This window comes from Streptomyces sp. NPDC086077, assembly GCF_040686175.1.
Taxonomy (GTDB): domain Bacteria; phylum Actinomycetota; class Actinomycetes; order Streptomycetales; family Streptomycetaceae; genus Streptomyces.
The window spans coordinates 47,882-61,584 of the sequence record NZ_JBFBJT010000006.1; the positions used below are offsets into that span (position 1 = coordinate 47,882).

Consider the following 13,703-nt stretch of genomic DNA (forward strand, 5'->3'; position numbering starts at 1 on the left):
ATTCGTGCCGGGAGGCCTCGGCGTGTCCAACAGGCTCCTGACCGGTCGGTCGCTCAGGTCCTGTGAACCTTTCCGCCCCCCATCCCGACTGTCTCGGTGACACCTGGCGCGGGACAGGGGAGGTGCGGTGAGCGGCGACGGGCGACGCGACGGGCTGCTGGTGGTGCGCTGCCAGCTCGGGGAGCGGGAGGCGTTCCGCGAACTGGTGCGTGTCTGGCATGCTCCGCTCTGGCGCTACGTGCGGGGCATGGTCGGCTCTCCGCACCTCGCGGACGATCTCGCACAGGAGGCGTGGGTCGCCGTGGTCCGCGGACTGCCGCGGCTGCGGCAGCCGGAGCGGTTCGCCCCGTGGCTGTTCACCATCGCTCGGCGCACGGTCGCCGACCACCTGCGGCAGGCGTACCAAACTGCGGAGACGTCCGTGGAGGAGGCGGGCGCCGTCGTCGATGACGACGACTCTCTCGGCGGTGTGCTGAACACGATGCAGGTGGAAGCCGGCCTCAATGGGCTGCCACCCCTGGAGCGTGAGGTGCTGATCCTGTTCCACCTGCAGGATCTGCCCCTGGCTGCCTGCGCGGAGGTGCTCGGCGTACCGCCCGGCACGGTCAAGAGCAGGCTGCACCGCGCGCGCCGCATGTTGCGAAGAGTCCTTGCCGAGAGGGGATACGAGGCATGAGCGAGCAGAACCCCGCAGCTCGGCGGGATGTGCCTGAGGAACTCGAGCGCGCGCTGGCTGCGGAGGTCTCGCTGGGCTCCCGGATGCGCCACGTGGCCGTGGGGCTGGCGGGAGGGTGTGCGGCGGCGCTGATCGCGATGCTGTGGGCCACCGAGCCGCATCCGCTCCCCGCGCGTACCCAAGCCGCCTTCGCCGGCCTGATCGCCATCGGGCTGGCCTGGAGTGCCTTCGCCGTCCGGGTGCTGAGCAGGCGGCGACCGCTGTTCGCCCGGGACCGGGTGCTGGGAGCGCGGCTCGCGCTCGTGGCCACCGTGGTGACCGCCGTGTCCGGCACGGTGCTGGCCGCGGCCCGCGCCACCACGGCCGGGGCGCTGGCAACCGCACTGGCCGGTGCCGCCCTCGTCGCCGCGGCCGGACTCATCTTGGTCCGGGCGCAGTCCCGCCGTCGCGAGCTGCTGCGGCTACGGGACGCTCTGCGACAGGAAGCCCCCTGAATTCCGGAGCGCATCCGGCCGGATCCATGTCGTCCGGACGTCAAGGAGCCCGCGAGGAACAACAAGAACGCCCCGATTGGCCCGCCGGCCCTCGCGCCACGCCTCCGCGGCGCGACCAAGCGCACCGTCCAGCCGGCCACCGCGCTGGCGTGCACAGCGCTGCTGATCGGGAACGGCCCGCTCCTGACCTGAACCTTCGAGCGGGTCCGCGACGAGGCCCCGACGTCGTCACCCGCAGTCACCCGTCCTAGGACTCGGTGGCCAGACGCACCCCGAGTCCGACCAGCAGCGCCCCGGAGAGCTGATCCATCCGGCGCCGGACGGACCGCCGCTGGAGCACTCCTGCGACACGTCCGGCCAGCCAGACCAACGGGATGTACCAGATCAGGTCGACCACGGCCCAGATCACGGAGAGGGCGAGCAGCGTAGGAAGGGCAGGGGCTCCATCCGGCACGAACTGCGGCAGGAAGGAGACCGCGAACACGCCTGCCTTCGGGTTGGCGAAGTTGGTGACCAGGCCCTGCCGGTACGCCCGCCGAAGCGACACCGCGGCTGTTCCCCCCGGTACCCCGTCCGCCACCGGGCCCGGCCGCCTCGCCTGCCACAAGGCACGCGCTCCCATCCACACCAATACCGCGGCGCCGACGATCCGGATGACGTCGTAGGCGACCTGCGAGGCCAGCAGCAGGGCGGAGAGACCGAACGCGGCGGCGAGGCCCCACAACAGCACCCCGCATTCGTTACCCACCATGGTGGCCATACCGGTCCTGCGGCCGTTCACCACCGTTCGGCGCAGTATCACCACCGTGCTCGGCCCCGGGACCATGGCGATCAGGAGGGCCGCGCCGACGAACGCAACGACGGAAGTCATCATCCAGGCAGCATCGCCAGGCTCGTCGACGCCCCACAAGGCTCTTGCCGGTCCGGCTGCGGACCGCCTTCCGCGGATCGCCCGTCCACGGCGTGGCCCGCGGTCGGTTCACGCCACTCATGGGCGCGGAACCGGATGGACACGGCTCGCTACCTTGGCCAATGATCTTCGGCATGATCCGAGCCGCCACTGTGGACGACATCGCGGAGATCCGGGCGATGATCCGCGAACTCGCCGAGTACGAACGGGCCGCTGAGCAGGCGCGAGCAACCGAGGAGCAGCTTCGCGAGGCGCTGTTCGGAGAACATCCGGCTGCGTTCGCGCTGATCGCCGAGGACGAGGAGACGGGGCAGGCCCTGGGCTTCGCCCTGTGGTTCCCCCGCTTCTCGACCTGGACCGGCACGCGCGGCATGCACCTGGAGGACCTCTACGTACGGCCGCACGCCCGAGGTGGAGGACACGGCAAGGCTCTGCTGGCCTCCCTGGCCGCGATCTGTCACCAGAACGGCTACGAGCGCTTCGAGTGGTGGGTCCTGGCCTGGAACGAGCCCACGATCGACTTCTACAAGTCGCTCGGCGTGGAGCTCCTGAACGAATGGACGGTGTGCCGGCTCAGCGGTGAACCACTCGTGGAACTCGCTGCCCAGGCTCCGCCAGTCCTCACCCCGGTCCGGGCCCTGTAGGGGCGCAGGGGCATGCAACCTCCTGTCGCGGCCGTCATCGAGGCCCACCGGACCCTGGAATGTCTCGTGGCGGAGCTGAACGACCAGCAGGTCGCGCAGGCCTCCGCTCTTCCGGGCTGGTCACGCGGCCACGTCCTCGCGCATCTCACCGACAACGCGAGAATGTTCGCCCGTCTCGCGGAACATGCCCTGCGCGGTGAACTCGTCGCGGGCTACGACGGCGGGCGCGACGAGCGTGACGCCATCATCGAGGCCACGGCAGACCGCGGCGCGGCCGAGCACCGCGAGCAACTCGCCGCGCACACGGCTGGGCTGGAGACCTCCTGGGCGCGCGCCACCGACGTGGACTGGCGTCGGCCAGTCACGTTCCGCAATGCGGACCTCGCCGCCACCGTCTTCGCGCGCTGGCGCGAGACATGGATCCACATGGTCGACCTGGAACTCGGCGTGCGGCCGGACGACTGGCCCGAAGACCTGGCCGCACACGCCATCGACTTCCTCCTCGGCCGCCTTCCGGCAGGCACCCGCATCCATGCCGAGGATGTCGGCCGCCACTGGTCCGCCGGCGACGGGCCGCCGGGCCCGGTGGTCACCGGAGGCGTACGCGACCTGGCGGCCTGGCTGGCCGGTCGTACGCCCGTGGTCGCTCCGGTGGCGGCAGTGGAGCTCCCTGCCCTCGGCCCCTGGCCACCCCACCCTTTACCGCGCCTGGAGCGCGTGTGAAGCCTGAAGCGGCCCCTGCCGAAGACCGGTCATGAATTCAACTACGGCCAGGAGTAGCCTGTTTGAGCCAACGAAAGATCATTAATCTGCTGTGCGACGGCATGCGTCTACTTCGAGGAGTTCCGTGTCCACGGCCCAGCAAGCGCCCGACATTCTCTCGCCCGAGTTCGCTGCGAATCCCTACCCCGCGTACGCGGTGATGCGGGAGAAAGAACCGCTGATCTGGCACGAAGCCACCCAGAGCTACATCATCTCCCGCTACGACGACGTCGAACGCGTCTTCAAGGACAAGAGGTCCGAGTTCACGACCGACAACTACAACTGGCAGCTGGAGCCCGTCCACGGCAAGACGATCCTCCAGCTCAGTGGCCGGGAACATGCGGTGCGGCGAGCGCTCGTCGCACCGGCGTTCCGGGGCAGCGACCTCCAGGAGAAGTTCCTGCCGGTCATCGAGCGGAACTCCCGTGAGCTCATCGACGCCTTCCGGCAGTCGGGCACCGCGGACATCGTCAGCGACTACGCCACCCGGTTCCCGGTCAACGTGATCGCGGACATGCTGGGCCTGGACAAGGCCGACCACGCGCGCTTCCACCGCTGGTACACCGCGGTGATCGCGTTCCTGGGCAACCTGTCCGGTGATGCCGAGGTGACCGCCGCCGGCGAGCGTACGCGCGTGGAGTTCGCCGAGTACATGATTCCGATCATCCAGGAGCGGCGCGACAACCTCGGCGACGACCTGCTGTCCACACTCTGCGCCGCCGAGGTCGACGGTGTGCGGATGAGCGACGAGGACATCAAGGCGTTCTGCAGCCTCCTGCTGGCCGCCGGCGGCGAGACCACCGACAAGGCGATCGCCAGCATCCTGGCCAACCTGCTGCTGAACCCGGACCAGTTGACCGCCGTCCGGGAGGACCGCAGCCTCATATCGGCCGCCTTCGCGGAGACCCTGCGCTTCACCCCTCCGGTGCACATGATCATGCGTCAGGCGGCCAGCGACGTCGAGGTCTCGGGCGGCACCATCCCGCGGGGCGCCACGGTGACCTGTCTGATCGGGGCGGCGAACCGGGACGAGCGCCGCTTCCGCGAGCCCGACCGGTTCGACATCTTCCGTGACGACCTCACCACGACGTCCGCGTTCTCGGCCGCGGCCGACCACCTCGCCTTCGCGCTCGGCCGGCATTTCTGCGTCGGTGCGCTGCTGGCCAAGGCGGAAGTGGAGATCGGCGTGAACCAACTGCTCGACGCCATGCCCGACCTCCGCCTCGCCGACGGGTTCGACCCGGCCGAGCAGGGAGTCTTCACCCGCGGACCGCAGTCACTGCCGGTGCGTTTCACCCCGGTCACGGGCTGACCACGGGTCCGGCAGCCGCACCGTGCCCTCCGCGGGCCGGGGATCTTCCAGGATCCCGCCGACCCGCGGAGGGTGCGATCACAGCGCCGGCGTGAACTGCACAGGCAGGGACGTCAGCCCGCGCATCCAGATCGACGGCCGCCAGGTCAACTGCTCCGGCTCCACCGCCAGCACCAGGTCGGGCAGGCGTTCCAGCAGTGTCTCCACCGCCGTGCGGGCCATCACGTCCGCCAGGAGCGGCGCCGGATAGGGGCAGCGGTGCTCACCGTTGCTGAAGGACAGGTGTGCGGAGTTCTCCGCACCGACATGCGCCTCCGGCCAGATCTGCGGGTCCGTGTTGGCCGCCGCGAGCCCGAGGACGAGGCAGTCACCCTCTCGGATGAGCCGCCCGCCGAGCTGTGTGTCGCGCACCGCCCACCGGCCGATGAAGTTCTGCGTCGGGGTGTCCAGCCACAGCACCTCGTTGAGCGCGTCGCCGACGCTGACCCGGCCTCCGGAGACGTTGACCGCGAAACGCTCGTCGGTCAGCAGCAGCCGCAGGGTGTTGCAGATCCAGTTGGCCGTCGGCTGCTGCGCCGCCGCGATGACCGAGATGAGGTCCTGGACGATCTCCTCGTCGGTGAGCCCGGCCGGGTCGAGGAGCATCCGCGAAGTGACGTCGGGGCCGGGGTTCTCCCGCTTCTCCTTGACGAGCTGTGTGATGCGTGCCCCGACGCGCATGTACGCCGCGACCGGGTCGTCGCCCTCACCGGCGTCGAGCGAGATTCTGAGATCGTCGACGAGCTTGTCGGTGTCCGCGCCGCCCTGCGGAACTCCGCACATCCACAGCACCGCGCGGGCCGGCAGGGCGTGCGCGTACGCGCTCATGAGCTCGGCCTGCCCGCTGCCGGCGAACACCGTGATCAACTGCTCGGCGATCGCCTGGCACTCGCGGGCCAGTTCGAACTGGTCGATGCCCTCCAGCGCCTGGGTGATCACACCGGCACGGCGCTGGTGCTCCTGGGCCTCGGTGAACAGCACCGACGGCTGGTAGCCGACGAACGGAAGCAGGGGCCAGTCGTCGGGGATGTGGGGCCACTGGTTCCAGCGCCTGGAGTCCCGGGCGAACAGCTCGTCGTGGCTGGTGACATAGCTGACCTCGGGATACCCCAGCACGAGCCAGGCGGGGATGCCGCCGTCCAGGAGCACCGGCGCGACCGCGCCGTGTTCCCGGCGCATGGCCCGATACAGCTGGGAGGGCGTCTGCTGGTACTCCAGACCGCCCAGTTGAACGGCGGAGTCGTGCGCCGGGCAACCCGGTGGCGGTGTGTTCGTGGACGGGGCGCCGGTGTCGTCGCTCACGATGTCCCCTCACGGGAGAGTGCCAGTGTGTAGAGGTGGTCGACGAGGGTGATCAGGACTTCCTTGCCCGAGGATCTGACCCGTGCGTCGCAGTCGACCATGGGGACGTGGTCACCGAGGGCGAGAGCCTGGCGTATCTCGTCGAGCGAGAACCGGCTGGCGTCGTTGTCGAACCTGTTGACGGCCACCACGAAGGGCGTCTTGTGGTGCTCCAGCCGGTCGATCGCGTACCAGGAGTCCGCCATGCGCCGCGTGTCGACCAGGACCACCGCGCCCAGCGTGCCGGAGAACAGCCGGTCCCACAGGAACCAGAAGCGTTCCTGGCCCGGCGCGCCGAACAGGTACAGCACCATCCGCTCGTTCAGGGTGATGCGCCCGAAGTCGAACGCGACGGTCGTCGTGGTCTTGCGCTCCACACCGGCCGTCTCGTCCACGTCCTGACCCGCCTGCGTCATCACCTCCTCGGTGTTCAGCGGCCGGATCTCGCTCACCGAGCGGACCAGGGTCGTCTTCCCGACGCCGAAACCACCCACGACGACGATCTTCAGTCCGGTCTCGGCCGCATCGGCGAGCGGCGTGCGCTGCGAGGGCAGCTCAGAGGTTGCGGAGCCCATGGAGCACCTCCTGGAGCAGGGCGGTTTCGGGGAGACCCGCGACGGACTCGGCCGCGCGGGGGTGACGGGCACTCACCTTGCCCATGTCATGCAGGTCACCGAGCAGGATCCGTACGACGGTGATGGGCAGCTTCAGCTCGGCGGCGAGCTCCACCAGCGCCGTCGGGTGCCGGCACAGCTCGAGGATCCGCGTGTGCTCGGACTGCATCCCCTGTGTGGGCTCGCACTCACTCACGATCAGCGTCACCAGGTCGAACGAGTCGTCGGCCTCGCTGCGACCGCCCGTGACCGTGTGGAGCCGGTCCGGGACGCCGATGTCCACGGGCTTGCGGGTCACGCGGAGGCACTCCGTGTGACGGTTGTGCGCGGCTCGGCCCTCAGATGGTCGCCGATCTGGTCCACGAGCTCCGTCATCTGGTGGCCGACCACGCCCGGGTCCGCACCGTCGTCCGCGAGGACGGCGAGATGCGCGCCCTCGCCGGCGTCCACGATGAAGAGCAGACCTCCGTGGAACTCGGTCATGGAGTGCCGCACGCCGCCCGAACCGTCGCCGAACTCCACGGAGGCACCCTGGGCGAGGGCCTGCATACCGGAACAGATGGCCGCCAGTTGGTCGGCCTGGTCCATGGTCAGATGCTCCGTCCAGCACAGTTTCAGACCGTCCCGGGACAGCACGAGGGCGTGACGAGTGCCCGGCGTGCGCTCCAAGAGGTTCATCAAGAGCCAGGTCAGGCTGTTGTCAGTGGTCTCCATGATGGGCGGGGCGGGACATGACCGATCGACGGTCACCCGACCCGTTCCTCCAATCAAACGGGGTGCGGCGAATCAGTGCGGGGAAGGCGGGCTGAGGTGCCCTGGGCGGTGTGACAGGCCGGGACTAGTCGTCCGCCTCGGGCAGCGAGTCGGGCCCGGAGGAGGCGGCGGCCGGGTCCTCCGCGGCGCCTCCCGCCTGACGGCCACGGTGGAAGGCGCCGAACCGGCTCCCGGCGTCGCGCGCCGGACCGGAGGCGCCGGGTTCCGGGCGGTCCGGCTCGGCCGCCGACTGCGGCCGCGCGCGTTCCGCCTCGGCCATGGTGCGGCCGGGGGCGCGGACGGGCAGGCCGTTGGGGGTGGCCGCGCCGCGGCTGCGCGGAATCTCCGCCTCCGGCACTACATCCGCCGGCGCGACCACTTGCGGGCGCTGCGGGGGCACCTCCGCGGCCGGGGCGGGCGGGGCAGCCGCGGCCGCCGGAGCGCCGCTGCGAGGAGGCTGTTCCGCGGTGACCGGCTCGCGCTGCTGGGCCACCAGCTGGGGCGGCAGCAGGACGACGACACCGGTGCCCCCGCGGGAGGAGGGCCGGTAGTTCACGCTTATGCCGTACTTGGCGGCGAGGCGACCCACGACGCCCAGACCCAGCCGGGTGCCCTGGAGCGAGGCGAGGTCGGTGGTCCGGCCAGAGACCGACTCCTCCGCACGGCGCATGGCGGCGTCGGACATCTTCAGACCGCTGTCCTCGATGGTGACCACGAGGCCGGCGCTGCGCTCCTCCACGTACACGTGGACCTCGTCGATGGGCGGCGAGAAGTTGGCAGCGTTGTCAATCAGCTCGGCCAGCAGATGCATCACGCCCTCTGCCGCGAAGCCGGCGAGGGCGGCCTTGCTCGAGTTGTGCAGCCGCACCCGCTGGTAGGCCGCGATACGACCGACCGCTCCGCGCAGGATGCTCTCCATGACGATCGGCTTGTTCCAGACGCGGCTGGGACGGCCCCCCATCAGCAGCGCCAGCCGGTCGGTCATCAGACCGAGCTGGGATGTGCTGTGGTCCAGGCGCAGCAGGTCACCGAAGACGTCCGCGCCATGCCGCTCCTGCATGTCGCGCAGGTCGGCGAGCATGCTGACGGTCTTGGCCTGGACCCGGCTGAGCGCCTTGGCGGAGGCGGCCTGGGCGGCGGCCGAGCGGCGCTCGCTGTAGGCGAGTTCGCGGACGAACGATTCGGCGGGAGCCCGCAGCAAGGGATCAGCCGGCCATTCGAGCTTGGCGAGGACGGTCTCGGCGGAACTGCCCTCACGCAGCAGGGCCACCGCGGCGGGCAAGGTCTTGCCGGTGACGTGTTCGAGTTCCCGTGTCCACCCGGCCACTTCGCGCCGCAGTCCGTCGAGCTCCGACCGCGCGCCGTCGGCCCGTCGTACCGAGTCGGAGAGCTCGGTGGCGTAGACGTGCAGCATCCGCCGCATGTACGGGTCGGAAGGCGTGGGCGATCCGGACAGTACGTCGTCGACACTCGCGCCGCTCTTCAGCTGGCGGGCGATCGTCGGCAGGGTCGTGTTGACCAGCTGATCCGTTTCGGCACCGCCTCGCATCCAGGTGCTCCTGGCGGTCTCCAGCTCGCTGCCGAGAGCGTCCGCCCGGCGCTGGGCCCGGCGCAGGCCCAGGGAGTTGGTGACGCCGACGACCGCGAGACAGACCCAGGCGACGACCGCGGTACCGGCCACCCACGTGCGCGCTCTCTCGGGAGCCAGGACGGCGGCCGCGGCAGCCCCCGCGGCCGCGACGACCAGGACCGCGGGGACCACGGCCCCTGAGGAGCGCTTCGCCGGCGCGGATCGGCGCTGGCGGGGGCGAGCAGGCACTGACATTCCGCGATCCCTCGGTCTGTGAGAGCAGGAGTACGTCGACGACTGGCGCATCACCGAGAACCTGGAAGGCGGTAGGGCGTCCTCCGGTTCAAGCGCGCGCCTCATGCTAGCCACCGCGCCAGGCGTGGTGCCCCCGGCGAGGGGGCCAGCCCAGGGGCAAGTTTACTTCGTCGGGAAATGAACACCGTGACGGGCAGCTGTGATATGTGTGCGCCTTCGGTGGTAACCGCCGTCCCCTGCCCTCAGGTTGTCCCTAACGACGGGTTTGCGGCCTGCTCGCCGTCACGAGTTCTTTTCCCTGGCCGGAAGCGACGGTTCATTTCTAGCCATCTATCGACAGTCAAGGCCAGTTGACATGGCGGAAGGAGCGGCGGTGCGCGGCGGGAGTCGTGTGCACCAGCGGGCGAGCGTGCGGGTGGAGACGGCCGCTTGGGACGCGAGGTCGTCGACAGGAGGGGAAGCGTGGCGTATGGGAGCTGCACGCCCTCGCGGTGCGGAGGCATGGCCATGTGCCGGGCGACCTCGGCTGCGCGGGCGGCGCCCTGACGTGGTGTCGGGTGAGTTCATCGACCGCGGCTGGCGTCTTGGAGCGGGCAGCTACGTGGTGTTCGCGCCGGGCAGCACACATCGTCCGCGCACGAGACCGGTGCGTGCGTGATCGGGATCACCATTCTCGGATGACCGGACGGATCAGACCCGGAGCTTCAACGCCGTGCGTGGCGGATTCTCAATCGGCCGAATCCCATGGTCCCGGAGAGTCGGATCCTCGGTGCGCCGGGGCGGGAACGCAGCGGGGCCTTGTAGCGCAGGTCCTTCCACTCGGTGCGCACACCTTCGACGTCGACGACCGCGTCACGCGGCACCCTGATCCTGGCCCCACCGGTGCCGAGTTGCAGCTCGATGTCGACGACCGGGTGGTCGATGATCGCACGGGACAGATCCAGGCGCACCGTTCCGTAAGCGGACTCGATCTTCAGGGTCCGAGGTACCCGCCATGCGCCCCGCCTTCGGATCCGTCCGCCGGCGGCAGTGATCACGGACGTGGTGCCTGGGTGCTCCTCCGGGAGTGAGGCCAGAGCCGACACGAGTTCGCCGTGCGCCCTGGCCGTGAGCGCCTGGTGGAGGCGCTCGTCCAACTCCGCGTGCGAGATGAGCTCTTCGGTGTACGCCTTCTGAAGGCGCCGCACGGCCGTTTCGCGGTCGTCTTCGCCGATCAGCGGCGGCGAGTCTTCCGGTACGGAGGTCACCGTTTCACCCTACAGCCGTGCCGGCGATGCGAACGCGTGCGAGGGGACCGGGCTGTTGCTCACTTTCGGGTGAGTGCCCAGGGCGGACCTTGGTGGAGTGCGGCGGTCCGCGAGCCCGCTGCCCGGGCAGTGCAAGGGTGGGTGCGGGGGCCACGGATGCACGTGGAGGATTCGTACAGGTCCGTGTAGTTAACATTCGACTGTTACTGAAATGTCCATATTTGGCAACACGGGTTGGTGCCTCGTCTCCGGGGCGGGCGATCGCGGCAGTGTGTGGGTCCTCGGCCAACGCCGGCCGAGAAGCTCGCACCCCAGCCTTTCCCGGATCACCGGAGAAGGCCACGGGTCCTGATCTGAAAGGGATCTCGTGTCTGCTTCCCTGACTGCTCGCCGTATGACGGCCGCCGCTCTCGCCGCCGGGGCACTTGCGGCAGTGACCGCGCTGCCGGCTTCCGCCGACCACGGTGATCGCCGCGACGACCGCGACCGGGTCGTCATCAGCGCCGTGCAGTACGACCCGCCGGGACGTGACGACCGCTCCAACCGTTCCCTGAACAAGGAGTGGGTGGAGGTCACCAACACCGGTCGGCGCAGCGTGAACCTGGACGGCTGGACGCTGTCCGACCGGGACGGTCAGACCTACGTCTTCGACCGTTTCCGTCTGGACGGCCGGTCCTCCGTCCGCGTCCACACCGGCGCCGGCCGCGACAGCCGCACCGACGTCTTCCAGGACCGTCGCCACTACATGTGGGACGACCGCTCCGACAGGGCGACCCTCGCCAACCAGCGCGGCCGTGAGATCGACAGCGAGTCCTGGGGTGGTCGCGGACACCACCACCGCCGCTGACGCCCGACCCGCGCGAGGGGCGACGACAGCATGACCGGGTGTCCTGCCACGGCGCCGTGGCAGGACACCCGCATGTTTCGACCGGCACGGCACACCACGCGCCCTCAGTGCGCATCGGCCTACACCGGGCGTAGTGGGCCCGGTCCGCAGTTGTTCGTCAGTGACTGTGTGCGGGCGATGAGCAGGGCCACGTCGTCATGGCTGGCAGGGGCCCGGAGTTCTTGGAGCAGTCGGTCGCAGGTTTCCTCGACGGAGCGGTGCGGCGATGACAGCAGAGCCACGAGGTCGTCGAGGCGTTCGTCGATGGGGTCGTCACGGGTTTCGACCAGTCCGTCGGTGTAGAGGACCAGCTGATCGCCGGGTCGCAGGTCGAGAGTGGTGGTCTCGAACGGGACGCCGCCGACTCCGAGCGGCGTGCCCGTGGGCAGGTCGAGCAGTTCGGGTGGCTCGTCGGCCCGCATCAGTACCGGGGGCAGGTGGCCGGCGGAGGCCACGTGCAGGCGGCAGTCGTGCGGGTCGTAGATCGCGTAGACGCAGGTGGCGAGGTACGGGTCCAGCCCTTGAATGATCTTGTCGAGGTGGGTGAGGATCCGGGCGGGGTCGAGGTCGAGGTCCGCGAGCGTGGAGGTGGCGGTGCGCAGGCGGCCCATGGTGGTGGCTGCCGGGATACCGCTGCCCATGACGTCGCCCACCGCGAGAGCGGTTCGGTCACCGTCGAGGGGGATCACGTCGAACCAGTCGCCGCCCACCTCGCTGAAGGCCTGTGCGGGCCGGTACCGGGCAGCGACCTCCAGACCGGGATGCCGGGGGGAGAGCTGCGGCAGCAGGCTGCGCTGCAGTGTCTCGGCGGCGCTGCGGATGTGCTGGTGCAGAACGGCGTTGTCGATGCTGAGGGCGGCCGACGAGGCCAGTTCGCAGGCGAGGGTGAGGTCGTCCTCGTCGAAGGCCTGTGGGTTGCGCGCACGGGCCATGCCCATGACGCCGATGATCTGGCCACGGGCGATGAGGGGGACCGCCATGTTGGTGTGGACACCCGCCTGCGCGAGGAGCTGGGCAGCATGGTCGTTCTCGGCGACGCGGGTGACATCGCCGCTGTTCAGATCGGTGATCAGGACCGGCTTACGGGTGCGGACGCAGTGCGCCGCCGGGTGGTCGGTGTGGTACGTGGTCAGGCGCCCGGGGGCCACGATCGCCTCGGCGGCGCCGGTGGGGTAGGCCGTCTTCACCGCCAGGGCCCGGAACAGGGCCGGGTCCTCGCCGGAATCCGTACGACCCGTCTGCAGGACGGAATCGAGCAGGTCCACCGCGACCATGTCGGCCAGATCGGGGACGACGACGTCGGCCAGTTCCTGCGCCGTCCGCTCCACCTCCAGGGTCGTCCCGATGCGAGCCGAGCCGCTGGCCATCAACCGCAGGCGCTGCTGTGCCCGGTCGGCCTGCCGGGCTGCCTGATACCGGTCGGTGATGTCCACCACCACGTTGGCGATGCCCAGTACATGGCCGCGGTGGTCCTCCAGCCGGTACAACGACATGGTCCAGGCATGCTCCTGCTCCAGGTCCCCGGCGGGGCGGCCCACCACCTGCCGGTCCACCACCGGGACGCCGGTGGCCAGCACCTCCCGCATGCAGTCCTCCGCACTCAGGAACGGCTCACCGGGCAGGACCTCCCTGAACCTCCGGCCGATGTGGTCGGCCTCGGACATGCCGTGCATCGACGCGAGGGCCGGGTTCACGGCCAGGTACCGCAGGTCGGTGTCCAGGACGGACAGCCCGATCGGCGCCTGGGTGACCAGGCGGTCGGACAGGGCCAGCTTGCGCTCCACCTGAAGCAGCGTGGACCGGTCGGTGGCCAGCCCCAGCGCGTAGTGATCGCCCAGGTTGTCCGTCAGCCGCATGTTGCGGAACTCCACCAGTCGGGTGCTGCCGTCCTTGTGCCGGATGGGAAAGGGCCCGGCCCAGGCCTGGCCTGTCACCATCACCTCGGCGAAGAGCCCGATCGCCGCCTCCCGGTGCTCGGGGTGGAGGAGCAGGTGCGCCGCGTACTGTCCGACCGCCTCGCCACGGGTGTAGCCGAACAGCTCGTCGGCCTGAGGGCTCCACATGTCGATCCGGCCGTCGGCCTCCACCAGCACCGCGGCGACGCCCAGCAGATCCATCAGCGCACTCGGGTCCGACGCCCCGTCCTCCGGACGATCGGCGTGGTCCACGCGCCGCCGCGCTGGGCTCATCGCACTCATTC

14 protein-coding genes and 1 pseudogene are annotated in these 13,703 nt (G+C 70.1%); 7 read left to right on the forward strand and 8 right to left on the reverse strand.

The features are described from left to right. Positions 1-127: 127 nt before the first annotated feature. Positions 128-676: an RNA polymerase sigma factor gene (locus tag AB0O67_RS03180; RefSeq protein WP_365445219.1), complete on the forward strand. Its 549-nt coding sequence runs from the start codon at positions 128-130 to the stop codon at positions 674-676. Then, on the forward strand, positions 673-1,170 hold the full coding sequence (locus AB0O67_RS03185) for a transmembrane transport protein (protein WP_365445222.1): 498 nt from the start codon (positions 673-675) through the stop codon (positions 1,168-1,170). The genes AB0O67_RS03180 and AB0O67_RS03185 overlap by 4 nt, the downstream gene beginning before the upstream one ends. A 247-nt stretch (positions 1,171-1,417) precedes the next feature. Here the strand turns inward: AB0O67_RS03185 and AB0O67_RS03190 are convergent, their stop codons facing one another. Continuing rightward, positions 1,418-2,044, reverse strand: coding sequence for a LysE family translocator (locus AB0O67_RS03190; RefSeq protein WP_365445225.1), 627 nt, complete (start codon positions 2,042-2,044; stop codon positions 1,418-1,420). Positions 2,045-2,214: 170 nt separating this feature from the next. On the opposite strand from AB0O67_RS03190, the gene AB0O67_RS03195 reads away from it, so the two are divergent. The 3 genes from AB0O67_RS03195 (at position 2,215) to AB0O67_RS03205 (ending at position 4,798) form a co-directional block, all read left to right on the forward strand. Then, a complete protein-coding gene (locus AB0O67_RS03195; protein ID WP_365445228.1) occupies positions 2,215-2,724 on the forward strand; it encodes a GNAT family N-acetyltransferase in 510 nt (169 codons plus the stop codon). Between the two features lie 12 nt (positions 2,725-2,736). Further along, the gene (locus tag AB0O67_RS03200) at positions 2,737-3,447 is read left to right on the forward strand and encodes a maleylpyruvate isomerase family mycothiol-dependent enzyme (protein ID WP_365445231.1); all 711 of its coding nucleotides are present in this window, start codon (positions 2,737-2,739) and stop codon (positions 3,445-3,447) included. A 124-nt stretch (positions 3,448-3,571) separates the two neighbouring features. Further along, positions 3,572-4,798, forward strand: coding sequence for a cytochrome P450 (locus tag AB0O67_RS03205; RefSeq protein WP_365445234.1), 1,227 nt, complete (start codon positions 3,572-3,574; stop codon positions 4,796-4,798). Positions 4,799-4,876: 78 nt separating this feature from the next. Here AB0O67_RS03205 and AB0O67_RS03210 read toward each other — a convergent pair whose 3' ends face one another. The 5 genes from AB0O67_RS03210 to AB0O67_RS03230 form a co-directional block, all read right to left on the reverse strand. Continuing rightward, positions 4,877-6,139: a cytochrome P450 gene (locus tag AB0O67_RS03210; protein ID WP_365445237.1), complete on the reverse strand. Its 1,263-nt coding sequence runs from the start codon at positions 6,137-6,139 to the stop codon at positions 4,877-4,879. Continuing rightward, positions 6,136-6,753 carry an ATP/GTP-binding protein gene (locus AB0O67_RS03215; protein WP_365445240.1) on the reverse strand — a complete coding sequence of 206 codons (618 nt, stop codon included), beginning with the start codon at positions 6,751-6,753 and terminating at the stop codon, positions 6,136-6,138. Before AB0O67_RS03215 ends, AB0O67_RS03210 begins: the two co-directional genes overlap by 4 nt. Continuing rightward, positions 6,734-7,090 carry a DUF742 domain-containing protein gene (locus AB0O67_RS03220; RefSeq protein WP_365445243.1) on the reverse strand — a complete coding sequence of 119 codons (357 nt, stop codon included), beginning with the start codon at positions 7,088-7,090 and terminating at the stop codon, positions 6,734-6,736. The genes AB0O67_RS03215 and AB0O67_RS03220 overlap by 20 nt, the downstream gene beginning before the upstream one ends. Further along, on the reverse strand, positions 7,087-7,506 hold the full coding sequence (locus AB0O67_RS03225; protein WP_365445246.1) for a roadblock/LC7 domain-containing protein: 420 nt from the start codon (positions 7,504-7,506) through the stop codon (positions 7,087-7,089). Before AB0O67_RS03225 ends, AB0O67_RS03220 begins: the two co-directional genes overlap by 4 nt. Before the next feature lie 124 nt (positions 7,507-7,630). Next, the gene (locus AB0O67_RS03230) at positions 7,631-9,370 is read right to left on the reverse strand and encodes an ATP-binding protein (protein WP_365445249.1); all 1,740 of its coding nucleotides are present in this window, start codon (positions 9,368-9,370) and stop codon (positions 7,631-7,633) included. 547 nt (positions 9,371-9,917) lie between these two features. Between AB0O67_RS03230 and AB0O67_RS03235 the strand changes: the two are divergent. After that, positions 9,918-10,051 (forward strand): annotated as a pseudogene (locus tag AB0O67_RS03235) (anti-sigma factor); the annotation flags it as partial. 23 nt (positions 10,052-10,074) lie between these two features. On the opposite strand, the gene AB0O67_RS03240 reads toward AB0O67_RS03235, so the two are convergent. Beyond that, positions 10,075-10,617, reverse strand: coding sequence for a DUF1707 domain-containing protein (locus AB0O67_RS03240; RefSeq protein WP_365445252.1), 543 nt, complete (start codon positions 10,615-10,617; stop codon positions 10,075-10,077). A 394-nt stretch (positions 10,618-11,011) separates the two neighbouring features. Between AB0O67_RS03240 and AB0O67_RS03245 the strand changes: the two genes are divergently transcribed. Next, complete coding sequence (locus tag AB0O67_RS03245) at positions 11,012-11,464, forward strand: lamin tail domain-containing protein (protein WP_365445255.1); 453 nt, start codon at positions 11,012-11,014, stop codon at positions 11,462-11,464. Between the two features lie 119 nt (positions 11,465-11,583). Here the strand turns inward: AB0O67_RS03245 and AB0O67_RS03250 are convergent, their stop codons facing one another. Beyond that, positions 11,584-13,692 carry a SpoIIE family protein phosphatase gene (locus AB0O67_RS03250; RefSeq protein ID WP_365445258.1) on the reverse strand — a complete coding sequence of 703 codons (2,109 nt, stop codon included), beginning with the start codon at positions 13,690-13,692 and terminating at the stop codon, positions 11,584-11,586. Between the last annotated feature and the right edge of the window lie 11 nt (positions 13,693-13,703).